At 61.2% G+C, this 22,645-nt stretch carries 19 protein-coding genes and 1 pseudogene; 15 read left to right on the top strand and 5 right to left on the bottom strand.

Annotated features, from left to right (window positions below; translation table 11 throughout):
• Positions 1-241, top strand: a pseudogene (locus FY112_RS37200) (carbon-nitrogen hydrolase family protein); the annotation flags it as partial.
• 73 nt (positions 242-314) lie between these two features.
• On the opposite strand, the gene FY112_RS22255 reads toward FY112_RS37200, so the two are convergent.
• Complete coding sequence (locus FY112_RS22255) at positions 315-692, bottom strand: VOC family protein (protein WP_094085740.1); 378 nt, start codon at positions 690-692, stop codon at positions 315-317.
• A 251-nt stretch (positions 693-943) separates the two neighbouring features.
• Between FY112_RS22255 and FY112_RS22250 the strand changes: the two genes are divergently transcribed.
• The 3 genes from FY112_RS22250 to FY112_RS22240 all read left to right on the top strand — a co-directional run bounded on the left by FY112_RS22250 (position 944) and on the right by FY112_RS22240 (position 2,753).
• A complete protein-coding gene (locus FY112_RS22250) occupies positions 944-1,438 on the top strand; it encodes an N-acetyltransferase (RefSeq protein WP_131628993.1) in 495 nt (164 codons plus the stop codon).
• Between the two features lie 56 nt (positions 1,439-1,494).
• Positions 1,495-2,004 (top strand): GNAT family N-acetyltransferase, encoded by a 510-nt coding sequence (locus tag FY112_RS22245; RefSeq protein WP_094085742.1) that lies wholly within the window; start codon positions 1,495-1,497, stop codon positions 2,002-2,004.
• 131 nt (positions 2,005-2,135) lie between these two features.
• A complete protein-coding gene (locus FY112_RS22240; protein ID WP_131628992.1) occupies positions 2,136-2,753 on the top strand; it encodes a class I SAM-dependent methyltransferase in 618 nt (205 codons plus the stop codon).
• 9 nt (positions 2,754-2,762) lie between these two features.
• Here FY112_RS22240 and FY112_RS22235 read toward each other — a convergent pair whose 3' ends face one another.
• Genes FY112_RS22235 through FY112_RS22225 form a run of 3 tightly spaced genes read right to left on the bottom strand, consistent with a single transcriptional unit; the run spans position 2,763 to position 5,049 of the window.
• Positions 2,763-3,308, bottom strand: coding sequence for an AAA family ATPase (locus FY112_RS22235; protein WP_131718608.1), 546 nt, complete (start codon positions 3,306-3,308; stop codon positions 2,763-2,765).
• Between the two features lie 15 nt (positions 3,309-3,323).
• On the bottom strand, positions 3,324-4,400 hold the full coding sequence (locus tag FY112_RS22230) for a D-alanine--D-alanine ligase family protein (protein WP_131628991.1): 1,077 nt from the start codon (positions 4,398-4,400) through the stop codon (positions 3,324-3,326).
• Between the two features lie 34 nt (positions 4,401-4,434).
• Positions 4,435-5,049, bottom strand: a complete 615-nt coding sequence (locus tag FY112_RS22225; RefSeq protein WP_131619902.1) for a C39 family peptidase — start codon at positions 5,047-5,049, stop codon at positions 4,435-4,437.
• 176 nt (positions 5,050-5,225) lie between these two features.
• Here FY112_RS22225 and FY112_RS22220 point away from each other — a divergent pair, with 176 nt between their 5' ends.
• Positions 5,226-6,134 carry a LysR family transcriptional regulator gene (locus tag FY112_RS22220; protein ID WP_131619759.1) on the top strand — a complete coding sequence of 303 codons (909 nt, stop codon included), beginning with the start codon at positions 5,226-5,228 and terminating at the stop codon, positions 6,132-6,134.
• Positions 6,135-6,527: 393 nt separating this feature from the next.
• The gene (gene leuS, locus FY112_RS22215; RefSeq protein WP_151519291.1) at positions 6,528-9,044 is read left to right on the top strand and encodes a leucine--tRNA ligase; all 2,517 of its coding nucleotides are present in this window, start codon (positions 6,528-6,530) and stop codon (positions 9,042-9,044) included.
• 57 nt (positions 9,045-9,101) lie between these two features.
• On the opposite strand, the gene FY112_RS22210 is transcribed toward leuS, so the two are convergent.
• Entirely contained in the window at positions 9,102-10,145 is a 1,044-nt protein-coding gene (locus tag FY112_RS22210) for a LacI family transcriptional regulator (RefSeq protein WP_011652324.1), read from the bottom strand.
• A gap of 454 nt (positions 10,146-10,599) precedes the next feature.
• Here FY112_RS22210 and FY112_RS22205 point away from each other — a divergent pair, with 454 nt between their 5' ends.
• The 9 genes from FY112_RS22205 (at position 10,600) to FY112_RS22160 (ending at position 22,557) form a co-directional block, all read left to right on the top strand.
• Entirely contained in the window at positions 10,600-11,835 is a 1,236-nt protein-coding gene (locus FY112_RS22205) for an ABC transporter substrate-binding protein (protein ID WP_131628989.1), read from the top strand.
• Between the two features lie 181 nt (positions 11,836-12,016).
• Positions 12,017-12,922, top strand: coding sequence for a sugar ABC transporter permease (locus FY112_RS22200; protein ID WP_012757807.1), 906 nt, complete (start codon positions 12,017-12,019; stop codon positions 12,920-12,922).
• Positions 12,915-13,859 carry a carbohydrate ABC transporter permease gene (locus FY112_RS22195; RefSeq protein ID WP_017960808.1) on the top strand — a complete coding sequence of 315 codons (945 nt, stop codon included), beginning with the start codon at positions 12,915-12,917 and terminating at the stop codon, positions 13,857-13,859. The genes FY112_RS22200 and FY112_RS22195 overlap by 8 nt, the downstream gene beginning before the upstream one ends.
• Positions 13,860-13,863: 4 nt before the next feature.
• Positions 13,864-14,955 (top strand): ABC transporter ATP-binding protein, encoded by a 1,092-nt coding sequence (locus tag FY112_RS22190; RefSeq protein WP_017960807.1) that lies wholly within the window; start codon positions 13,864-13,866, stop codon positions 14,953-14,955.
• Positions 14,956-15,288: 333 nt separating this feature from the next.
• On the top strand, positions 15,289-17,748 hold the full coding sequence (locus FY112_RS22180; RefSeq protein WP_017960806.1) for a glycoside hydrolase family 2 protein: 2,460 nt from the start codon (positions 15,289-15,291) through the stop codon (positions 17,746-17,748).
• Positions 17,749-17,785: 37 nt separating this feature from the next.
• Positions 17,786-18,547 carry a sugar phosphate isomerase/epimerase gene (locus FY112_RS22175; RefSeq protein ID WP_018242361.1) on the top strand — a complete coding sequence of 254 codons (762 nt, stop codon included), beginning with the start codon at positions 17,786-17,788 and terminating at the stop codon, positions 18,545-18,547.
• A 9-nt stretch (positions 18,548-18,556) separates the two neighbouring features.
• Entirely contained in the window at positions 18,557-19,690 is a 1,134-nt protein-coding gene (locus FY112_RS22170; RefSeq protein ID WP_017988583.1) for a Gfo/Idh/MocA family oxidoreductase, read from the top strand.
• A 127-nt stretch (positions 19,691-19,817) separates the two neighbouring features.
• Positions 19,818-20,849: an L-glyceraldehyde 3-phosphate reductase gene (gene mgrA / locus FY112_RS22165; protein ID WP_131718606.1), complete on the top strand. Its 1,032-nt coding sequence runs from the start codon at positions 19,818-19,820 to the stop codon at positions 20,847-20,849.
• A 94-nt stretch (positions 20,850-20,943) separates the two neighbouring features.
• On the top strand, positions 20,944-22,557 hold the full coding sequence (locus FY112_RS22160; RefSeq protein ID WP_151519290.1) for a glycoside hydrolase family 43 protein: 1,614 nt from the start codon (positions 20,944-20,946) through the stop codon (positions 22,555-22,557).
• Positions 22,558-22,645: the final 88 nt, after the last annotated feature.

Here is a 22,645-nt window from a genome sequence, read left to right as displayed (position 1 = left end):
AAAGGCGGAAATATTCAAGCCGCTGCATAATGCCGTTCGCGGTGAAAGATGCCGCGAGACAGGCTTGTGGCTGATATCGTCCGACGTAACGGGCGAGCGCGACGGTCGCATCGCCTGGGGACCGACGGCGGTGCTGAACCGGCAAGGGCAGGTCATGGCGCAGCTCCCGCTGGAGGAGCCCGGCTTGCTGGTCTTCGACTTTCCCTGTGATGGACAAGATGCAGGGGCTCGACTCAAATGACAGGCACTGCGGAATTCGGAAATGTGCGAAAGTTGGATGGGGACTGTATCCCCACCCACTTCTCATGGCTGGGTTAGATCGGTTGGCCAACGTCAATGCGGTTGCCATCGGGATCTTCAAACACGAAGGCCCGCAATCCGTAGTCCTTGTCCTGAAGGCTCTTGATGATTCTCAGCCCGTATTGCTGGCAAACCGCGTGCAGGGCATCGACATTGTCGACCATCAGGTGGGCAACATTGAAGTCCGCAGCCTTGTGGTTCGGCTGCAAGGTGAGATGCACCTCGCCCTGATCGCGGTTCAGGATCATGAAGCCGACAGGATTGCCGTTCTCGAATGTTTTCTTGAAGCCGAGAACGTTGGTGTAAAAATCATAGGCCTTGGTCATGTCCTTGACCGGCAGCATGGCGGCAATTCGTCCGAAACGAACACCGTGATCGGCGATATCATTCATCGCAGAACCTCTGATTGCGAAGACGCAAATACCCTTCGGACGGTGCCGACAGAGATGGTACGCTCCGATGTTTCGATCAGCAGGACGGTGCCCACGAGCTTAGGTCTATAGCCTCGGAATCTTCTGCGGAAGAGGGGTAGCGAAATCCCCGCGAGATTTTTTCTGGGATCTACGACACTTGGTTTCAATGGGATAAGACACTGTTTGTACAGGGCAGCACTGACGACAACGCGCTTGAGGAATTGACTGAGATGCTCATTCGATACGAAACGCCTGATGATATCGATACGATCCATGATCTCACCTCGACCGCATTCAAGCCGATGCCCTACAGCGACGGTACGGAAGCGGAGATTGTCCGAAGACTTCGCGCGGCGGGCGATCTCAAGATATCGCTGGTGGCTGAGCAGGATGGCGAGATTCTCGGGCATGTGGCGTTTTCGGCGGTGACGATCGACGGATCGCATGACGGCTGGTTCGGACTGGGGCCGATATCGGTCAAGCCGGAGAGACAGCGGCAGGGTATCGGCAAGGCGATGATTGCACGGGGTCTCGACTTGTTGAACGAGATGGGCGCCAGCGGATGCGCCCTGATCGGCAATCCCGAGATCTACAGCCGTGTCGGTTTCAGCAGCGATGGACAACTGACGTATCTCGACCTCGATACGCGGCTCGTGCAAAGGATTGTCTTTCGCGGACCTCCGCCAAGCGGGACGTTGCAATTCGCTCCGGCATTTGAAAGCTAGAATATTCCGTTCAACGGCCGAAACTCCAAACCCAAGCTGACAGAGAAGGCGGCGACATGTACGAAGCGGGCGCGATGACCATTCGAACCGAGCGTCTCAAGCTCCGCATGCCTGGTATCGGCGATTTCGCCGCCTATGCTGAGATCATGGCGTCGCCGCGATCCGTCGGAATGGGCGGTCCGTTCGATCTACGCGCGGCGTGGGGGATGTTCTGTCACGACGTGGCGCTCTGGCAGCTTTTCGGGCACGGAGCGCTGACGATCGAGCTTGGCGAAACCGGCGAATGCGTCGGTCAGGTGGGTATCAATCACGGGCCGCTCTTTCCGGAAAAGGAATTGGGCTGGTTCGTCTACGAGGCATACGAGGGTAGAGGCTATGCGACCGAAGCGGCGCTCGCGCTACGCAACTGGGCCTTCGCGACGCTCAAGCTGCCGTCGCTGGTCAGCTATATCGCTCCCGGCAATGCGGCATCCGTTGCCGTTGCGGAACGGCTGGGCGCGCGCCTCGATCCCGTAGCACCCCGAACTGATCCCGCCGATCTCGTTTACCGTCACCTCGCGTCCTGAAACGCGGAACATGATCCCGGGCGTACTGCGATTGGTTGCAGACGTCTCAGTTCTTACATGTTGATCAGCTACGCGTCTGAAAGACGCTCGGCGCTGGAGGATATCGGGCTCTGCAAGAGATGGGGTATCGGATGACAGGCGAGAAGCGGGAACACTGGGACGAGGTCTACCGCACGAAATCTGCCGACAGCGTCAGCTGGTATCAGCCGACGCCCGGGCCTTCCTTGCGGGCGCTTGACGAGCTGCAACTGCCGGCAACGGCCTCGCTGATCGATGTGGGCGGCGGCGCATCGAGCCTTGTCGACCGTCTTGTCGAACGCGGGTGGCCCGACCTAACCGTCCTCGACATCGCCGCGCCGGCGCTCGAAGTCGCCAAGGCGCGGCTGCGGGATGAAGCCGCCCGCATCGCCTGGGTGGTTGCCGACGTCACGTCATGGCAACCCGACCGCCACTACGATGTTTGGCACGACCGCGCCGTTTTTCACTTCCTCACCGAGCCCGAGCAGCGGCTGGCCTATCGCCGCGCGCTCGAAACCGGCACGGCGCCGGGCAGCGTCGTGATCATCGCGACCTTCGCGCCGGACGGGCCGGAACGGTGCAGCGGCTTGCCGGTTCAGCGCTACGACGCGGTGGCGCTTGCGACCGAATTCTCGTCCACCTTCGCGCTTCAGCGTGACTGGCGGGAGGAACACACGACACCCGGCGGTGGCCGGCAGTCGTTCCAGTGGTGCGTTTTTCGCAGGCGCTGATGATCTCGTCTACTGCTGCCTCGTTTCCCGAGAGAGGAAGTCGAGGATGAAATCCGCCCGGTCGGCGACCGCGATTTTCGGCAGAATCACGACGTCGTAGCCCAGCGTCGGATAGATGGCGGCAAGTCGATCATATTCGGTGACCGCCTCGTCGAAGCCATGGCGCCGCTCGGGGTCTGTCGTGTAGATTTCGGGCCATGGCGGCGTGAGAAAAATCCTCGAGTGATAGCGGTGGGCGGCGCTCAATTTTTCCAGGACCGGTTCTCCGGTCAGGTGCTGCAGCGCTGCCGCCGCATCGATCAGCCCGCGATCGAAAAACGTCCAGCCGGTCTGCTCACGCGCCGTCGTGTGGTCAGCCATCGCCATCTCGATCGCGCGGCGGGCAAAGGCCGCCATGTCGACCCAGGGCAGGGCTGCGCCGTCGCCTTCGAGTTCCTGTTTGACGATCCGTCGGCCGGGCTCTTCGACGACGGCATGACCGCGGGCGGCAAGTTCCGCCAGCAGCGTCGATTTTCCGCCGCCGGAACATCCCGAAATCAAGACCGACCTGTTCATGATCGAGCTCCCGTCTCAGGCGGCCCGTCGGGCGCGCGCCAGGCCGTGGTCTACGAGGCGGTCGATGATTTCCGCGTAGGTGACACCACTTGCCGCCATGGCCTTGGAATACATGCTGATATTGGTAAAGCCCGGGATGGTGTTGATTTCATTGACGAGGAACCGCATGTCATGCGTCAGGAAGAAGTCGATGCGGGCCATGCCATCGCAGCCAACGGCTCTGAAGGCCTTTGCGGCCACGTCGCGCATGGCGGTTTCGATCTCCTGCGGCAGTTCGGCCGGTACTTTCAGCGCCGCACCTTTCTCGTCGATGTATTTGGCATCGTAGCTATAGAAACCGTGGCTTTCCGCCGGCACGATCTCGCCCGGCCGGGAGACGAAGAGTTCTCCTGCCGCATCCTCCAGCACGCTGAATTCGATCTCACGGCCGCGCACGAATTCCTCGGCGAGCAGCGTGCGATCGTGGCGGAAGGCCTCGGTAAGGGCGGGCGCGAATTCCTGGCTGGCATGGACCTTGGCGACACCGACCGACGATCCCTGGCGCGCAGGCTTGATGAAGAGCGGCAGGCCGAGCTCTCCTTCCAAGGCTGCCAGTGAAGGGGCGGCACCCTCATGGATCGTCACTGCGCGCGCCACCGGCAGGCCCGCCGCCCTCAGCAGGCGTTTGGCGATGTCCTTGTCGAGCGCTGCGGCCGAACCGAGGATGCCGCAACCGGCGAGTGGAACGCGGGCCACCTCCGCCGCGCCCTGTACCGATCCGTCTTCGCCATGCGGGCCGTGCAGCACGGGAAACAGGATGTCGATCCTCGCCAGCTCATGCGGCGCGCCATGAGCCGGGATCGCCAGCACGCGGCCGCGCCCACCCGGCACGAGGCAGATTTCCGTGCCTGATGAAGGTGCCGCTAGTATGCCATTCTCGAAACTGCTCAGCAGCCATTGTCCCTCGCGGGTGATGAAAACAGGAACGGCGTCGTATTTTTCGGGCTTGAGCGCGCCCATGACATTGGTTGCCGAGAGCACGGAAACCTCATGCTCGGCCGAGCGGCCGCCGAAGAGCACGGCAATGCGCAGCCTGTTTGGGGATGGGGTCATTGAAAGCCTCCGAAACGACCTGGTGTTGAAAGGGTCAGGCGTCGACAGATATGCCGCGATTGGCGAAGAAGCGGTCGAAGACGGCAAGCGGCAGCGTCACATCGACCTGGCTCGCCGCGTCGTGGCCGGACGGGTTGTGAAAGCGGATTGTTTCATCGCTGGCTGCCGTCACCAGCACCAGGTGTCCGCCTTTCGAGGGCGGCTCGCACTCCGGCCAGCGGATGCCCGAGTTCACCGAGGCGATGAAAAACCGGCGCTTCGCGAGATGCTCCGGAATGGCCGATATCTCGACGCCGGTCATCGTCTCCGCGCTAAGTCCGAAGCGCTCTGCTGCGAAGTGGACGAAGGGCGCGTAGATCAGCCCTTTGATCGATGCATCGATCTCGTTGACGACATAACCGCCATAGGCGGTGCAGGCGCGGGCAAGCTCGAGTGTCGGATGGATCTCGCCGCGGGCAGCAAGGATCATCTTCAGGCAGGCCATGCCGCAGACATTCACCGCCCAGCGCGCATATTCCTCGATCGTCGCGGCCCCAGAATGGCGCCAGAGTGGATCGCGCAGCAGAGCCTGCGATCCCTCGGCAAGCACCGGCAATGTCATGCCAGGTGTTTCCCATTGGCTGAAATAGGGCACGCCGCTCTGCTGCATCCTGTCGATATCCCCCGTGACTCGTCTCATGAGATGGCGGGCAATCTTGGCTTTTTTCGAACCGATGCCCCGCTTGCGAATCCAAAGGCTAAGGTGCAGTTTTCTTCAGGTCCACTTAATTAAAATAAGCATATAGGTTAGAAATTATGGCCGATTGATCAACCGGAGAAACGGGTTTGGATTTCTTCCGATTGCGCACGCTTCGCGAGCTCTCGCGCCGCGAGACGATGGCGGCGGTCGCCGATGCTATCGGCATTTCGTCGTCGGCCGTTTCCCAGCAGATCGCCCAGTTGGAGGACGAAGTCGGCATTGCGCTCGTCGAGCGGCGCGGGCGAGGGGTGACGCTGACACCGGCCGGCCAGCGGCTCGTTGTGCATGCCGACCGGATATTCGCCGTCGTCGAGGAAGCCAAGACCGATATTGCCGAGTTGCAGAATATCGTCGCCGGAGATCTCCGGATCGCCACCCAACCCTCCGCGGCTTCCTCCTTCATTCCCGCCGCAATGCGCCAGCTCGCCATCGACCATCCGCATCTCGACATCGTCATGACGACGATGGGACCTGCCGAAGGCGTGGCAGCGCTCCGGGCCTGGCAGGCCGATATCGTCATTGCCGACGACATATCGCTCGATCCGCATACGCTGGAGGGCACGGCCGACACCCTGTTCCTGTGCCGCGACCAGCTCTTCGTGCTTCTGCCCGCTGGCCACAGGCTGGAGAGCGAGCCCGTCATCGAACTCGCACAGCTGAGGGATGAACATTGGGCGCTTGACGTCGCCTCCAGCGCCTATTGCAGGGCCATCCGCCAGGCCTGTCGCGACATCGGTTTCGAGCCCGTCATCAACGGCTTCAGCGACAGTTTCGAAGTGGTATTCGCACTGGTGGAAGCCGGGTGCTCGATTTCGGTGATGCCCGGACTGGCGCTTCGAGATTTTGGCGAAGCGCTGGTCGTCAAACCCTTGGTGCCATCCGTTTGCCGTGGCATCCATGCGATTACCCGGCGCGGCGAGGTGCGTAACCCTAAGATCGCGGCGGTGCTCGATCAGCTGGTGAGGAGTGCGCCGCGGGATTTGAACAGATCCTGATTTTCACGCGAATGCACTCTTGGCAGGAGCGATCATATCGGGCACTCTTGGTTCATGATTATGGCAACTCAAGCAGCAGACGTTCGCGCACGCGACGCACGACTTACCACCACGGCCTCCTGATCGGAGCCGGGTTAACACTGCCGTTTGCTTTCTCCTTATTTGCCTTGAGCCACCGTCCATGGACACCAGATCGTTTTCAAAGCCACATCGCGCTTTTTTCGTCGGGCGCGTCGCGCAGATGTCTTGCGCCGCAACTCCGCACGCGCTTCGACTTAGCCGCGGCTGCCGGACGTCACCGGAGCACCGGCAGCCGTAGCAGCTCCTGAACCAAAGAACGCCTCCATTTTTCAGGACACGCCGCCGCAAAGCCGGCCGGCGCTGGAGTGATGCATGCCTTATGATCCCAAGACGATCGAACCGAAGTGGCAGGCCTATTGGGCCGACCACCATATTTTCCGAGCGGAAATCGATCCGGCCAGACCGAAATTCTATGCACTCGACATGTTCCCGTATCCTTCCGGTGCGGGCCTGCATGTCGGCCATCCTCTCGGCTATACGGCCACTGATATAACGTGCCGCTACAAACGCATGTGCGGCTTCAATGTCCTGCATCCGATGGGATGGGACAGTTTCGGCCTGCCGGCGGAGCGCCACGCGATGCGGACTGGTGTGCATCCCGATATCACGACGAAGCGCAATATCGAGACGTTTCGCGGGCAGGTGCAGAGGCTGGGTTTCTCTTATGACTGGAGTCGCGAGTTCGCCACGACCGACCCCGCCTATGTGCGCTGGACGCAGTGGATCTTCCTGAAGCTGTTCGAGATGGGCCTCGCCTATCAGGCGGAGGTCGCCGTCAACTGGTGCCCGGCCCAGAACGCGGTGCTTGCCGACGAGGAGGTCAAGGACGGGCGTTATGTCGAGACCGGCGATCCCGTCATTCGTCGCAGGATGCGCCAGTGGATGCTGCGTATCACGGCCTATGCCGATCGGCTGCTGCAGGGACTGGACGGCCTCGATTGGCCCGAAAACCTGAAAACCATGCAGCGCAACTGGATCGGACGCTCCGAGGGCGCCGAAATCCGGTTTCCGCTCGATCATGGCAAAGAGGTCATCACCGTCTTCACGACGCGCCCCGAGACCCTGTTCGGAGCGAGCTATATCGTTCTCGCGCCGGAGCATCCCGCTGTCGCCACCACCGTTACGCCGGAAGCCCAAGAGGCGGTTGCCGCCTATATCGCCGAGGCCGAGGCATTGGAGGAAGCGACGCGTACCGATGCTGGACGCGAGAAGACCGGCGTCTTCACCGGCGCCTATGCCGTCAATCCCGCCACCGCCGCCCGGCTGCCGATCTGGGTGGCCGATTACGTCCTGGCGGGCTACGGCACCGGCGCCTTGATGGCGGTGCCGGCCCATGATGCGCGGGACCACGCCTTTGCCTGCGCGCAGGGCCTGCCGATCATTCGCGTGATCGACAGTGCGGACGATATCGAAAAGGCGGCGTTTGAGGGCGAGGGGAGGATGGTCAATTCCGGCTTCCTGAATGGTCTGGCCTCGCCGGAGGCTAGGAAAGCCATCATCGCCTGGCTGCAGGCGAACGGCGCGGGCTGGCCTAAGGTCACCTATCGCCTACGTGATTGGCTGTTCTCCCGCCAGCGCTACTGGGGCGAGCCGATACCGGTGCTGCATCTGGCGGACGGCTCGGTGATGCCGCTGCCCGAGGAATGCCTGCCGCTGCTGCCGCCTGAACTGGACGACTATGCTCCGACGCCGGATGGCGAACCGCCGCTTGCCCGTGCGCAGGCCTGGGTCGAAACGATCGTGCCGGGCACCGACATTCCGGCACGGAGGGAGACCAACACGATGCCGCAATGGGCGGGCTCCTGCTGGTATTATCTCAGATTCCTCGATCCGGAGAACACCAGCAAACCCGTCGGGCGCGAGGCCGAGCGCTATTGGATGCCGGTCGATCTCTATATCGGCGGCGCCGAGCACGCGGTCCTGCATCTGCTCTATGCCCGCTTCTGGCATAAGGTGCTCTACGACATCGGCGTCGTTTCGACGGAAGAGCCGTTCCAGCGGCTGTTCAACCAAGGCATGATCCTTGCTCATTCCTACCGCGATGCGGCGGGCCGGTATTGCGCGCCGTCGTCCGTCGTCGAAGAGGAGGGCAGATGGTTCGCCGGGTCGGTCGAAGTGCAGCGCGCCGTCGAGAAGATGTCGAAGTCGCGGCTGAACGTTGTTAACCCCGACGATGTCGTCCGTCAGTTCGGGGCCGACGCCTTGCGCCTGTACGAGATGTTCGTGGGACCTCTGGACGCGGCAAAACCCTGGCAGACCGCTGGCGTGATCGGCGTGCGTCGGTTTCTGGAGCGTGCCTGGCGCATTGTCTGCGACGAGAGCGATGGATTGTCTCCAGTGGTGCTGGAGGCGGCACCCAGCCCGCAGCTTCTGCGCTTGCGCCACCAGACGGTGAAGACCGTGACGGCGGATATCGAAGCAATTCGGTTCAATACCGCGGTTTCCCGGCTGATGGAACTGGCCAACGCACTGACGGCGGAAGCAGTGCGTCCGCGCGAAGTGGTGGAGACATTCGTGCTGTTGCTCGCACCCTTTGCGCCTCACATCGCGGAGGAGTTATGGAGCAAGCTTGGTCACGGGGAAACACTGACATGGGTTTCCTGGCCCACCTTCGATCCCGCAATGATCGAGATGGAGACCCGCGAATATGTCGTGCAGATCAACGGCAAGGTTCGCCACCGCTTCGAAGCCGCCGCCGATCTCGGCGAGGCGCTGCTTGCAGCGGCGCGATCCGAACCTTCCGTTGTGGCCTTGCTCGACGGCAAAACGGTGGTCAAGGAAGTTCTGGTCCCGGGGCGACTGGTGAATTTCGTCGTCGAAGACCTGTGATGATCCAAAGCGGATCGTCGGATTTGAGCCCGACGGTCCGTTCCTTCAACCGACCACCTACCTACCACTCTCCGGCCAAGTCGGCTGGCTTACGCTCTGCAGCAGTTCCGGTTCGACGCCGTCGATGCGGGCGATGACGGCTTTGGCCATTTCGCGGCCGGCGTGGCGGACGTCCTCCTGGGCGGTGATGATCTCGGGGCGGATCCAGTTCAGGATCGGTACTGATTGTTTGGAGACCATGTCGAGATCGCGGCCGAGCGCCTTGCCGGCGGCTTCGATGCCGGCATTGACGGCGATTGCAGCACTGCCGGCTGAACAGACGATGCCGTCAGGTGCGTTGGCCGAGCGCATCATCACCTCGACGACGTCGCGGATGTCGGCGAGCGGGGCGTCGGTGTTGATGCGCAGCGGCACTTCCTCGGCGCCGTAATCATGCAGGCCGGTCTGGAAGCCGATGCGGATATGGGCGTAGTAAGTGAGCTTGCTCGGCGGCTGCAGCAGGGCGATGCGGCGCCGGCCGCGCTTGACGAGCTTTTCCACCGCCTTATGGGCGAAGGCCTCGTTGTCGAAATCGTGGAAGGGATGCGTGAGACCCGCATCGGTGCGCCCATGCGTGGCAAAGGGCATGCCGCGCTCGCTCAGCAGCCTTACGCGCGGATCGTCTGGCTCGATGCGTGAGATGATGACGCCGTCGGCCGAGCCGGTATCAAGGATATAGCGCACCGGCAGCATCGGGTCCTTGCTGTGCGAATGCGGCGTGATGACAATATGATAGGGCGTGCCGGATAGCACCTCGGAGATGCCGAAGACCATCTGGCTCGAGAAGCCCATGATCTCCTCGTCGATGCTGAGGACGAGGGCGATGACGTTGGTCTTGCCGGTACGGAGGCGCACACCCGCCCTGTTCGGCTGGTAGCCGAGCTGGCGGGCGACCATGCGCACGCGCTCCTTGGTTTCGGCCCCGATATCCGGCGCATCCTTCAGCGCGCGCGACACCGTCGTCACGCCAAGGCCCGTCATGAAGGCGATCGTCTTCAAAGTCGGGCGCTCGCGCGCTGCCGGCGTTGATGCCGCGTTCCCGAAATTTCCCTTGTTTTCCATCCCTTTAGGCCGTCCTGCGCGAATTGGTGTCGCTTATAGAGGCTTTTTCCAGCGTCGTAAGCCCGCCGCATGCCAAAATCGCACCTCCCTGAAGAATGCAATCTGTAACGATACAGTAGAAATGTCGAGTGCTTTTTGTTGTGTGCATTGCAACATTGTACGTCCAGGTTGAATCGGCAATCCGTGCTCTGTTTTATTGCGATTGCGAAGAGACTGAATTGGAAGGCTAAGTTCCTTGTGTAAAATTATTACGCAAATTCAAATTGATAAAGTGGAAACGCATGTGCGAGAACACCCGGCGTGGTATCGTTTCAAGGGGATGCAGTGCTCCTGATGTAAACAGGCAGAAGTAGCAATTCCGGTTATCACGGAAAAATTTGCCTGCGGGCAGTTGCGTGAGGAAATCGATTGATCTAAGTTTTTCCGGCAACGTTTCAGTGAGGGAGGAAAACTCATGAAAATCCGTCTAATGGCAGCCCTGCTTGCCACTTCGGTCGCGCTTCCGCTAGGAGCCGCCAATGCCACCGATCTTGAAGTCACCCACTGGTGGACGTCTGGCGGCGAAGCTGCAGCGGTCGCCGAGCTGGCCAAGTCATTCGACGCCACCGGCAACCACTGGGTCGACGGCGCGATCGCCGGCTCCGGCGGCACTGCTCGCCCGATCATGATCAGCCGCATCACCGGCGGCGACCCGATGGGCGCGACCCAGTTCAACCATGGGCGTCAGGCCGAGGAACTTGTCCAAGCCGGCCTGATGCGCGATCTGACCGACGTAGCGACCGCCGAGAAGTGGAAGGACATCATTCGTCCGTCGAGCCTGCTCGATTCTTGCACCATCGACGGCAAGATCTACTGCGCTCCCGTCAACATCCACTCCTGGCAGTGGTTGTGGCTTTCGAACGCCGCCTTCAAGAAGGCCGGCGTCGAAGTTCCGAAGAACTGGGACGAGTTCGTCGCTGCGGCTCCGGCTCTCGAAAAGGCCGGCATCATTCCGCTCGCCGTCGGTGGTCAGCCGTGGCAGGCAACAGGCGCCTTCGACGTGCTGATGGTTGCGGTTGCCGGCAAGGATACCTTCAACAAGGTCTTCAAGGACAAGGATGCGGAAGTTGCAGCCGGTCCTGAAATCGCCAAGGTGTTCAAGGCCGCCGACGATGCTCGGCGTATGGCCAAAGGCAGCAACGTCCAGGATTGGAACCAGGCCACCAACCTTGTCATCACGGGCAAGGCCGGCGGCCAGATCATGGGCGACTGGGCGCAGGGCGAATTCGCGCTGGCCGGTCAGAAGGCCGGCACCGACTATACCTGCCTGCCGGGCCTCGGCGTGAACGAGATCATCTCGACGGGTGGCGACGCCTTCTACTTCCCGCTGCTGAAGGACGAAGAAAAGTCCAAGGCGCAGGCGGTGCTCGCCAAGACCCTGCTCGATCCCAAGACCCAGGTTGCCTTCAACCTGAAGAAGGGTTCGCTGCCGGTTCGCGGTGACGTCGATCTCGCTGCCGCCAACGATTGCATGAAGAAGGGTCTCGAAATCCTTCAGAAGGGCAACGTGATCCAAGGTACCGACCAGCTGCTTTCGGCCGACAGCCAGAAGCAGAAGGAAGACCTTTTCTCCGAATTCTTCGCCAATCCGTCGATGACGCCGGAAGACGCTCAGAAGCGTTTCGCCGGGATCATCGCTTCTGCTGACTGATCAGCAGACTTGCTGCCTTGCGGGTCCGGCTCCCATGGGGGCCGGATCGGTCCGGACGGCCAGTGATCGTCCGGCGGGTGGCGGCGTCTCTCCGGTATCTTCAACAGGTTCGGAGATGGGGACGACAGACGGCGCCTTGCCGTTTTGTTACTGTCGCAGTTGCGATTGAGGAGAAGTGTTTATGACGGGTCAAGCGCGAGCAGGCCGGCCAAACAAGTTACTGCGCAATCTGAATGCCAAGATTGCGTCCATTCCGATGATCCTGACAGCGCTGGTGATCTTTGTCGGCGGCACGTTCTGGACGATCTTTTATTCTTTCACCAATTCCAAACTGCTTCCGCGGTTGAGCTTTGTTGGATTCGATCAGTACCAGCGCCTATGGGCGGCACCCCGCTGGGTGACGGCGATCGAGAATCTGGCCGTCTACGGCATCCTCTCGCTGATCTTCAGCCTGGTCATCGGTTTCATGCTCGCCGCGCTGATGGACCAAAAAATCCGCTTCGAAAACACCTTCCGCACCATCTTTCTCTATCCCTTCGCGCTGTCCTTCATCGTGACGGGCCTCGTCTGGCAATGGGTTCTGAACCCCGATTTCGGCATTCAGGCGGTGGTGCGCTCTATCGGGTGGACGAGCTTCACCTTCAATCCGCTTTATACGCCTGAAATCGTCATCTACGGCATTCTGATCGCGGCGCTGTGGCAGGGAACGGGTCTCGTCATGTGCCTGATGCTTGCCGGCCTGCGTGGGATCGACGAGGACATCTGGAAAGCGGCGCGCGTGGACGGCATTCCGATGTGGAGGACCTATCTCTTCATCGTGATCCCGATGATGCGGCCGGTCTTTATCACCACGATCGTGATCATCGCCTCCGGCATCGTCAAGGTTTACGATCTTGTGGTCGCCCAGACATCAGGCGGACCGGGCATTTCCTCTGAAGTGCCGGCGAAATATGTCTACGACTACATGTTCCAGGCGCAGAACCTGGGGCAGGGCTTTGCTGCCTCGACCATGATGCTCGTCACAGTCGCGATCATCATCGTTCCGTGGGCCTATCTGGAATTCGGCGGAGGGCGCAAGCGTGGCTAATATAGAAGCTCTCAACACCGTTGCTGCCGGCATCGACGCCGTTGCGCCGAAGCTTGGCGACGGCCCCAGCGGCCCGAAACCACGCCCGGCGCTGTCGGCGCGCAACATCATGCTCTACGGCACACTGATCGTCGCAGCGCTTTACTATCTGCTGCCGCTCTATGTGATGGTCGTGACTTCGCTGAAGGGCATGCCGGAAATTCGTCTCGGCAACATCTTCTCGCCGCCGGTAGAGATCACTTTCGAGCCTTGGGTGAAGGCCTGGGCGCAGGCCTGCACCGGCCTGAACTGTGATGGTCTGTCGCGTGGGTTCTGGAACTCGGTGCGCATCACAGTGCCGTCGGTGATCATCTCGATCGCAATCGCCTCGGTGAACGGCTATGCGCTGGCCAACTGGCGCTTCAGGGGATCCGAGCTTTTCTTCTCGATCCTCATCATCGGGGCATTCATTCCCTATCAGGTGATGATCTATCCGATCGTCATTATCCTGCGCGAAATCGGCATTTACGGCACGCTGACCGGCCTCGTCATCGTCCATTCGATCTTCGGCATGCCGATCCTGACGCTGCTCTTCCGCAACTATTTCGTGTCGCTGCCGGAGGAGCTGTTCAAGGCGGCGCGTGTCGACGGGGCGGGCTTCTGGCAGATCTTCCTGCGGATCATGCTGCCGATGTCGCTGCCGATCTTCGTCGTCGCGATGATCCTGCAGGTGACCGGCATCTGGAACGACTTCCTGTTCGGTGTGGTTTTCACCCGGCCGGATACCTATCCGATGACCGTGCAGCTCAACAACATCGTCAATTCCGTCCAGGGCGTGAAGGAATACAACGTCAACATGGCGGCAACGATCCTCACCGGTCTGGTGCCGCTCATCGTCTACTTCGTGTCGGGACGGCTTTTCGTCCGCGGCATCGCCGCCGGCGCAGTGAAGGGTTGATCTCATGAATATGAATGCAAGCGTCTCCATCAAGGATCTGTCCCTGAACTTCGGCTCGGTCAGCGTGCTGAAGGATCTCAATCTCGACATTAACGACGGCGAATTCCTGGTTCTGCTCGGCTCGTCCGGCTGCGGCAAGTCGACCTTGCTGAATTGCATCGCCGGCCTGCTCGACGCCTCGGAAGGGCAGATCTTCATCAAGGGCAAGAACGTTACCTGGGAAGAGCCGAAGGACCGTGGCATCGGAATGGTGTTCCAATCCTATGCGCTCTATCCGCAGATGACCGTCGAGAAGAACCTGTCCTTCGGTCTTCGCGTCGCCAAGGTGCCGCAGGCAGAGATCGACAAGCGGGTGGCGCGCGCCTCCGAAATCCTGCAGATTCAGCCGCTCCTGAAGCGCAAGCCGGCCGAGCTTTCCGGCGGTCAGCGCCAGCGCGTGGCGATCGGCCGGGCATTGGTGCGCGATGTCGACGTCTTCCTGTTCGATGAGCCGCTGTCCAACCTCGACGCCAAGCTGCGCTCGGAACTTCGCGTCGAGATCAAGCGCCTGCACCAGTCGCTGAAGAACACGATGATCTACGTCACCCACGACCAGATCGAGGCGCTGACGCTTGCCGACCGCATCGCCATCATGAAGAGCGGCATCATTCAGCAGCTCGACGATCCGACGACGATCTACAACCGGCCGCGCAATCTGTTCGTTGCCGGCTTCATCGGCTCGCCGTCGATGAATTTCCTGCACGGCGAGCTGGTCAAATCAGGAGACGGCATTGCCTTTTCGGCCAACGGCGTCATTTTCTCGCTCGCTGCCTACGACGCTAGCGAGACGCTGCAGCCCGGCCGCAAGGTGGTGCTCGGCGTTCGTCCAGAACACATCAAGGTCAACGAGAATACCGGCGGCGAAGAACATGATGCCACCGTCGATATCGAGGAGCCGATGGGCGCGGACAATCTGCTGTGGCTGAAACATGCCGGTCACACGATGTCGGTACGAGTCAACGGCGCGCGCCGCTTCAACGTCGGAGCCAAGGTGAAGCTCAGCTTCGACATGTCTGTCGCCTCGGTCTTCGATGCCGAAACGGAGGACAGGATTTGATTGGCCGTCGGGTTCGCTACCGTGTTTTGGCGGCTGCTTGCAAGGCCACTGCTTGGGAAGCCGATTGATGCTCCCTCTGCCCTCATTCCTGTGCTTGTCACAGGAATCCAGGCACGGCGCGTCTGCGCCGTGAATGACTCTTCTCCAGGCAGGGAGTCTGCCGCGCCCAGGGACCTGGGCGCACTGGATTCCTGTGACAAGCACAGGAATGAGGGAGGAGAGGTGAGTGCCTCTCATGAGACAGGGCGGAGGACTTAACGCCCTCAGGAACGACAACTACCGGACGACGACCATGCGCCGTCTCTTTCAAAAACGTAAATCGGAAACGATATCGTGACGCATCGATCAACTACTCCCAACATCGACCTTTCCGGTTCGTGGCAGCTCGCCTCTGTCGACGGCGAGATCCGCACCGCGATCATGCTGCCGGGCGACGTGCACACGGCGCTTCACCGGGCAGGACTGATCCCCGATCCCTATTTCGGCCGCAATGAGGAGAAGGTGCAGTGGGTGGCCGAGCGCGAATGGGCGGTCGAGCGCAGCTTCACGCTTCAGGAGGTCGAGGGCGACTGGTATCTCGATATCGATTATCTCGACACGGTTGCCAGCGTCCACGTCAACGGCTTTCTGGCGCTCGAAGCCGACAACAGCTTCCGCCGCTACCGGCCCGATGTCTCCAGCATGCTGAAATCAGGCGATAACAGCATCCGCATCGTCTTTGCCTCGAACATCGCTGTCGGCGCTGCGCGACAGAAGCAGCAGCCCTTTTACATCCCCTACAGCACGGGCAACTCGCCGATCCCCGACGGCAACATGCTGCGCAAGCCGCAATGCCATTTCGGCTGGGACTGGAACATTGCCATTGCGCCGCTCGGCCTCTACGGGACGATCGCGCTGAAGAAGCTCGAAACCGCGCGTATCGAACATGTGGTCACCCGCCAGACCCACAATAACGACGGCTCGGTGGACCTCAAAGTGACGGCGACGCTGTTTTCCAAGGGACCAGACATTGCCCAGGTCTATTTCGACCTCGACGGCGAGCGCGTGCGCCTGGATGTCGGCGTCAATGGCGAGACGCATGTCAACCACCTGTTCCATATCGACAATCCGCGCCTCTGGTGGCCCTCCGGCAGTGGCGAGCAGGCGCTCTACAGGCTTTCCGTCGAATTGCCGACTGATGAGGTGACCAAGCAGATCGGTCTTCGCACCATCGAGCTGATCACCACGCCGGATGCATCAGGCAGTCGCTTCGCCTTCAAGGTCAATGGCCGCGAGATCTTCTGCCGCGGCGCCAACTGGATCCCGGCCGACGCGCTGTTTTCGCTGTCTTCGCCCGAGAAGACAGAAGACCTGCTGCAATCGGCCAAAGCCGCCAATATGAACATGATCCGCGTCTGGGGCGGTGGCTTCTACGAGCAGGATCATTTCTATGATCTCTGCGACCGACTGGGCCTCATGGTCTGGCAGGACTTCATGTTCGCCTGCAACCTCTACCCCTCGACCGAGGACTTCCTCGACAATGTAACGATCGAGGTCGATTACCAGGTGCGCCGGCTCTCCTCGCATCCCTCGATCGTGCTCTGGTGCGGCGACAACGAACTGGTCGGGGCGCTCACCTGGTTCGAGGAATCGCGGAAGGACCGCGACCGCTATCTCGTCTCCTATGATCGCCTCAACCGCACGATCGAGCAGGCGGTGAAGAAGGCGCTGCCCGGCGCGCTCTGGTGGCCGTCGAGCCCGGCGTCCGGTTATCTCGATTTCGGCGATGCCTGGCATGCGGATGGATCCGGCGACATGCATTACTGGTCGGTCTGGCACGAGAACAAGTCGTTCGACAATTACCGCTCGGTGCGTCCACGCTTCTGCTCTGAATTCGGCTTCCAGTCCTATACGTCGCTGCCTGTGATCAAGACCTATGCCGAGGCGAAGGACATGAACGTCGCTTCCCCGGTCATGGAGCTGCACCAGAAGAATGCCGGCGGCAACGAGCGCATCGCCGGCACGATGTTCCGTTATTTCCGCTTCCCCAAGGATTTTCCGAACTTCGTCTATCTCTCCCAGATCCAGCAGGGGTTGGCGATCAAGACGGCGGTGGAATACTGGCGGTCGCTCAAACCCCATTGCATGGGCACGATCTACTGGCAGCTCAACGACACCTGGCCGGTCGCCTCCTGGTCGAGCCTCGACTATGGCGGCCGCTGGAAGGCGATGCACTATCTCGTCAAGCGCTTCTTCCAGCCGGTCGCGGTCGCTGCCATTCCTTCCGACGACGGAAAGACGATCCGCTTCTCGCTGGTCAACGACACGCTTGCCGATGTCAGCGTCGACCTTTCGATCTCGCTGCTGACGACGCAGGGCGAGCGCCGGCACCTGAGAGACGTACAGGCCATATGTTCGCCGGATGCGGCCGTCACTGCCACGAGCATCGACGTTTCCGATATTCCCGAGGGAACCTTGCTTGCCTGGCGTTTTACCGCGTCGAACGGCACGGGCGGCGAGGGGCATCATGTCAACGGTACCTACAAGGCGCTGGAGCTGGAGCCCGCGGGGCTGACAGTCACCCACGAATATGTCGAGGAGAATGGTTCCGTCGACATCAACGTCACCGCTAGGGGACTTGCGCTTTTCGTGATGATCGAAACCGAGACCGACGGCAAATATTCCGACAACGCCTTCGATCTTGCGGCCGGCGAGAGCCGCCGCATCACCTTTACCCCGGCACGGCCGCTTGATCGTGGCGCGCTTCCGGAGTTCCGGTTCTACGACCTGTATTCCTGCCAGTCGGCGGATTGATCTTGCAAGAATGGGCACGAGGCCCAAGGAGAACATGATGACGAAACTCAGCTACCAGCTCTACAGTGCCCGCAACTTCCAGCCTTATTCGGCGATCTTCGAAAAGCTCGGCAAATCAGGCTATGCCGAGGTCGAAGGCTTCGGCGGCATCTATGCCGATCTCGACGATGCCGGGCTGAAGAGCCTTCGCGCTGAGCTCGACAAGAATGGCCTGGTCATGGCGAGCGGCCATTTCAGCCCCGATTTCCTGGAGAAGGAGGTCGAGAAGTCTCTGAACATTGCCAAGATCCTCGGCATGGATTCGATCTATGCGCCGCATCTCGCCGCCGAGGAACGCCCGTCCGACGCTGCCGGCTGGGCCGCCTTCGGAAAGCGCCTGCAGGAGATCAGCAAGCCCTACAAGGCTGCCGGCTACGAATTCGGCTGGCACAATCATGATTTCGAATTCTTCAAGCTGCAGGACGGCTCGCGGCCGATCGAGCACATCTTCGAAGGCGCGCCCGACATTTCCTGGGAAGCCGATATCGCCTGGGTGATCCGCGGCGGCGCCGATCCCTTCGCCTGGATCGAGAAGCTCGGACCGCGGATCACCGCCGTGCATGTCAAGGACATCGCACCGGCCGGCGAGGCGACGGATGAGAGCGGCTGGGCCGATGTCGGCCACGGCAAGGTCGAGTGGGCCAGGCTGATGACGGCGCTGCGCGCCACCAAGGCCAAGCACTACGTCGTCGAACACGATAACCCGAATGACATCGACCGCAATATCAGCCGCTCGATCGCATCCTTCCAGACCTACTGAGGCTTCATCATGACCAGGGAACTTGGCGTCGGCATCATCGGATGCGGCAACATCTCCACCACCTACTTCTCACTGGCACCGCTCTTCAAGGGGCTTAAGGTGCTGGCTTGCGCCGATATCAACGCTCAGGCGGCCGAGGCGCGCGCCAAGGAATATGGCGTCAAAGCGCAGACGATCGATGAGCTTCTCGTCAATGACGAGATCGACGTCGTCGTCAACCTGACGATCCCGGATGCGCATTTCCGGGTATCGAAGGCGATCCTCGAGGCTGGAAAACACGTCTATTCGGAAAAGCCGCTGGTGCTTTCGCTCGAAGAGGGCGAGGAGCTTCGCCGCATCGCCAAGGAAAAGAACCTTGCCGTCGGTTGCGCGCCCGACACTTTCCTCGGCGGCGCCCATCAGCTCGCCCGCAAGTTCATCGACGACGGCGGCATCGGCCGAGTGACCTCGGGCGCCTGCTACGTGATGAGCCCCGGCATGGAGATGTGGCATCCCAACCCGGATTTCTTCTTCCTGCCGGGCGGCGGCCCGATCCTCGATCTCGGCCCTTATTACATCGCCAACCTGATCAACCTGATCGGCCCGGTCAAACGTGTCGGCGGCATGACCTCAATGGCGTCGCCGACCCGCACCATCACCAGCCAGCCGCGTAACGGCGAGATCATCCCGGTCAAAACGCCAACGACGATCCAGGCGCTGCTCGAATTCGTCAACGGCGCCACGGTGACGCTGACGGCGAGTTGGGACGTCTGGTCGCATCGCCACGCCAACATGGAGCTCTACGGCACCGACGGCTCGCTCTACGTGCCGGATCCGAACTTCTTCGGCGGCACCGTTGAGGCAAGCGGCCGCGACAAGGACATCAAGCCGCTCGATGCCTGGGAGCATCCATTCGGCAAGATCAACCAGGAAAGCCCGAACGGGTCGCGCGCCAACTACCGCACCGCCGGCCTTGCCGACATGGCGATGTCGCTGATCGAGGGACGCGACGCGCGCTGCTCGCTCGACCGCACGCTGCACGGCGTCGACGTCATGACCTCGATCCTGAAATCGGGCGAAGAGGGTCGTTTCATCGACCTGACCACGACCTGCACGCAACCGGCCGCGCTTGGCATCGAAGAGGCGCAGGCGCTGTTGAAGTAGGCCCGCGAAACCTTATTGTCGGCGCGGGCGATGAGCCCGCGCCTTTTTGCTTCGATCGTTTGTTACGCGCAATTCCCAGGGAAAATGCTGCACGCTTTTCGCGGAATTGCTTTTAAGGATTGGGATCATGAGCTGGCAACCGGCCGCAGACCGCTATTCGAAAATGAAATATAACCGCACGGGCCGTTCCGGCCTGAAGCTGCCGGCCGTCTCCCTCGGCCTTTGGCACAATTTCGGCGGCGACACGCCGCATGACCGCAAAATCGATATGTGCCGCACGGCCTTCGACCTCGGCATCACCCATTTCGACCTCGCCAACAATTACGGTCCGCCTCCCGGCAGCGCCGAGACCGCCTTCGGCGAAATCATGCGCAGCGAATTCGTGGGGCTTCGCGACGAGCTGATCATCTCCTCCAAGGCCGGCTACGACATGTGGCCCGGCCCTTACGGCGAATGGGGCAGCCGCAAGTATCTGATCGCCTCCTGCGACCAGAGCCTGAAGCGCATGGGCCTCGACTATGTCGACATCTTCTATTCACACCGTTTCGACCCGGAAACACCGCTGGAAGAGACCTGCGGCGCGCTCGACCATATCGTCCGTTCCGGCCGGGCGCTCTATGTCGGCATTTCCTCCTATAATTCGCAGCGCTCGCGCGAAGCAGCCGCGATCCTCAAGCAGCTCGGTACGCCGTGCCTGATCCACCAGCCGAGCTATTCGATGCTCAACCGCTGGGTCGAGGACGACAGACTGCTCGATACGCTGGATGAGGTCGGCATGGGCTCGATCGTCTTCTCGCCGCTCGCCCAGGGCATGCTGACGACGAAATATCTCGGTGGCATTCCCGAAGACAGCCGCGCGGCGCAGAACCATTTCCTGAAGCGCGACTACATCCGCCCCTCGATCATCGACAATATCCGCAAGCTCAACGAGATCGCCGAAAGGCGCGGCCAGACGCTGGCGCAGCTGGCGATCGCCTGGGTACTGCGCGGCGGCCGTGTGACATCGGCGCTGATCGGCGCCAGCCGCTCGTCGCAGATCGTCGATTGCGTCAAGGCGCTCGACAATCTCGATTTCAGCGTCGAGGAACTCGCCGAGATCGACGTCTATGCCCGCGAGGCCGACATCAACCTCTGGGCCAAGTCCGCCCAACGCGAATAGTCACGTCAGGCCTGGAGGCAAGTCTTCCGGGCCTTTTTCTGCTATAATCTGATGTACGTACAGCAAAGCACCGCCGGTCGGAGGAGACCCTGTCATGATCCGCAATCCCATCCTGCCCGGGTTCAATCCCGATCCGTCGATCTGCCGCGTCGGCGCGGATTATTACATCGCTACCTCGACGTTCGAATGGTATCCGGGCGTGCAGATCCACCATTCGCGTGACCTGGTGAACTGGACGCTGGTGCGCCGGCCGCTGGAGCGCAGATCGCAGCTCGACATGCGCGGCAATCCCGATAGCTGCGGTATCTGGGCGCCGTGCCTGTCCTATGCCGACGGGCAGTTCTGGCTGGTCTATACCAACGTCAAGCGCTACGACGGCAATTTCAAGGATGCGCCGAATTACATCGTCACGGCACCCACGATCGAGGCCGAATGGTCCGAGCCGGCCTATGTCAATTCCTCCGGCTTCGACCCTTCGCTCTTCCACGACGATGACGGCCGCAAGTGGTTCGTCAACATGCAGTGGAACCACCGGACCGAAAGCTATGGCGGCTCGCCGAAATCGCCGGCCTTTGACGGCATCCTGCTGCAGGAATGGGACCCGGCGGCAAAGGCGCTGAAGGGGCCGATTAAGAACATCTTCGCCGGCAGCCCGCTCGGCCTCGTCGAAGGCCCGCATCTCTTCAAACGCAACGGCTGGTATTACCTCACCACCGCCGAGGGCGGCACCGGCTACGACCATGCCGTCACCATGGCGCGGTCGCGTAATATCGACGGACCCTATGAGATGCATCCGAACATGCATCTCATCACCTCCAAGGATCATCCAGGCGCGGTACTGCAGCGGGCAGGCCACGGCCAATATGTCGAAACGCCCGAAGGCGAGGCCTACCACACTCATCTTTGCGGCCGGCCGCTGCCGCCAAAGCGGCGCTGCACGCTGGGCCGCGAGACTGCCCTGCAAAAGTGCGTCTGGCGCGACGACGACTGGCTCTATCTCGAAAACGGAACCACCGTGCCCGATGTCGATGTGCCCGGCCTCTCCGGCGCGGTGCCCGTGGAAAAGCCGATGCGCAGCGAATATAGCTTCGATGGCGGCACGCTGCCCGCCGATTTCCAATGGCTGCGCACGCCAGAGCCCGCGCGCATCTTCAACCTGACGGATCGCCCCGGCCATCTGCGCCTGGTTGCGCGCGAAAGCATCGGCTCCTGGTTCGAACAGTCGCTGGTCGCTCGCCGTCAGGAACACCACAGTTTCCGCGCCGAGACCGTGGTCGAATTCTCGCCCGACACCTACCAGCAGGTGGCGGGGCTGACGCACTACTACAACCGCCATAAATTTCACGCACTTGCCGTGACGCTGCACGAAACACTCGGCCGCTGCGTGACAATCCTCTCCTGCAACGGCGACTACCCGAACGGACGCCTGAGCTTTCCCGCCGAAAGCGGTGTGGCGATTGCCGCCGAAGGTCGTGTCCAACTCGCCATGGAAATCCGGGAGAACGACCTGCAATTCTTCTGGCAGACCGAAGGCAAGGGCGCCTGGCAGCCGATCGGCCCGGTCCTCGATGCCGGGGTGATCTCAGATGAGGGCGGACGCGGCGAACACGGCTCCTTCACCGGCGCTTTCGCCGGCGTGTTTGCCTTCGATACGTCAGGTCGGGCGAAGGCTGCGGATTTCGACTGGTTCAATTACGACGAGATGTGAGGGGTGCACCTTTGGTCGCTTTCATTCGCAGTGGACCACGGAAAGAGCGAGCAGCGGAGAAGAGGCAGATAAAAAGAGAGCCGGCGCA

It is taken from the genome of Rhizobium sp. PEPV16 (assembly GCF_008919455.1).
Classification (GTDB): Bacteria; Pseudomonadota; Alphaproteobacteria; order Rhizobiales; family Rhizobiaceae; genus Rhizobium; species Rhizobium leguminosarum_Q.
This window is presented reverse-complemented; position numbering and strand designations above follow the sequence as displayed.

Excerpts from the sequence above, each read along its gene's own strand:
- FY112_RS22255 (WP_094085740.1), bottom strand. The coding sequence starts at position 692 with ATGAATGATATCGCCGATCACGGTGTTCGTTTCGGACGAATTGCCGCC.
- FY112_RS22250 (WP_131628993.1), top strand. The coding sequence starts at position 944 with ATGCTCATTCGATACGAAACGCCTGATGATATCGATACGATCCATGAT.
- FY112_RS22245 (WP_094085742.1), top strand. The coding sequence starts at position 1,495 with ATGTACGAAGCGGGCGCGATGACCATTCGAACCGAGCGTCTCAAGCTC.
- FY112_RS22240 (WP_131628992.1), top strand. The coding sequence starts at position 2,136 with ATGACAGGCGAGAAGCGGGAACACTGGGACGAGGTCTACCGCACGAAA.
- FY112_RS22235 (WP_131718608.1), bottom strand. The coding sequence starts at position 3,308 with ATGAACAGGTCGGTCTTGATTTCGGGATGTTCCGGCGGCGGAAAATCG.
- FY112_RS22230 (WP_131628991.1), bottom strand. The coding sequence starts at position 4,400 with ATGACCCCATCCCCAAACAGGCTGCGCATTGCCGTGCTCTTCGGCGGC.
- FY112_RS22225 (WP_131619902.1), bottom strand. The coding sequence starts at position 5,049 with ATGCAGCAGAGCGGCGTGCCCTATTTCAGCCAATGGGAAACACCTGGC.
- leuS (WP_151519291.1), top strand. The coding sequence starts at position 6,528 with ATGCCTTATGATCCCAAGACGATCGAACCGAAGTGGCAGGCCTATTGG.
- FY112_RS22210 (WP_011652324.1), bottom strand. The coding sequence starts at position 10,145 with ATGGAAAACAAGGGAAATTTCGGGAACGCGGCATCAACGCCGGCAGCG.
- FY112_RS22205 (WP_131628989.1), top strand. The coding sequence starts at position 10,600 with ATGAAAATCCGTCTAATGGCAGCCCTGCTTGCCACTTCGGTCGCGCTT.
- FY112_RS22200 (WP_012757807.1), top strand. The coding sequence starts at position 12,017 with ATGACGGGTCAAGCGCGAGCAGGCCGGCCAAACAAGTTACTGCGCAAT.
- FY112_RS22190 (WP_017960807.1), top strand. The coding sequence starts at position 13,864 with ATGAATATGAATGCAAGCGTCTCCATCAAGGATCTGTCCCTGAACTTC.
- FY112_RS22175 (WP_018242361.1), top strand. The coding sequence starts at position 17,786 with ATGACGAAACTCAGCTACCAGCTCTACAGTGCCCGCAACTTCCAGCCT.
- FY112_RS22170 (WP_017988583.1), top strand. The coding sequence starts at position 18,557 with ATGACCAGGGAACTTGGCGTCGGCATCATCGGATGCGGCAACATCTCC.
- mgrA (WP_131718606.1), top strand. The coding sequence starts at position 19,818 with ATGAGCTGGCAACCGGCCGCAGACCGCTATTCGAAAATGAAATATAAC.
- FY112_RS22160 (WP_151519290.1), top strand. The coding sequence starts at position 20,944 with ATGATCCGCAATCCCATCCTGCCCGGGTTCAATCCCGATCCGTCGATC.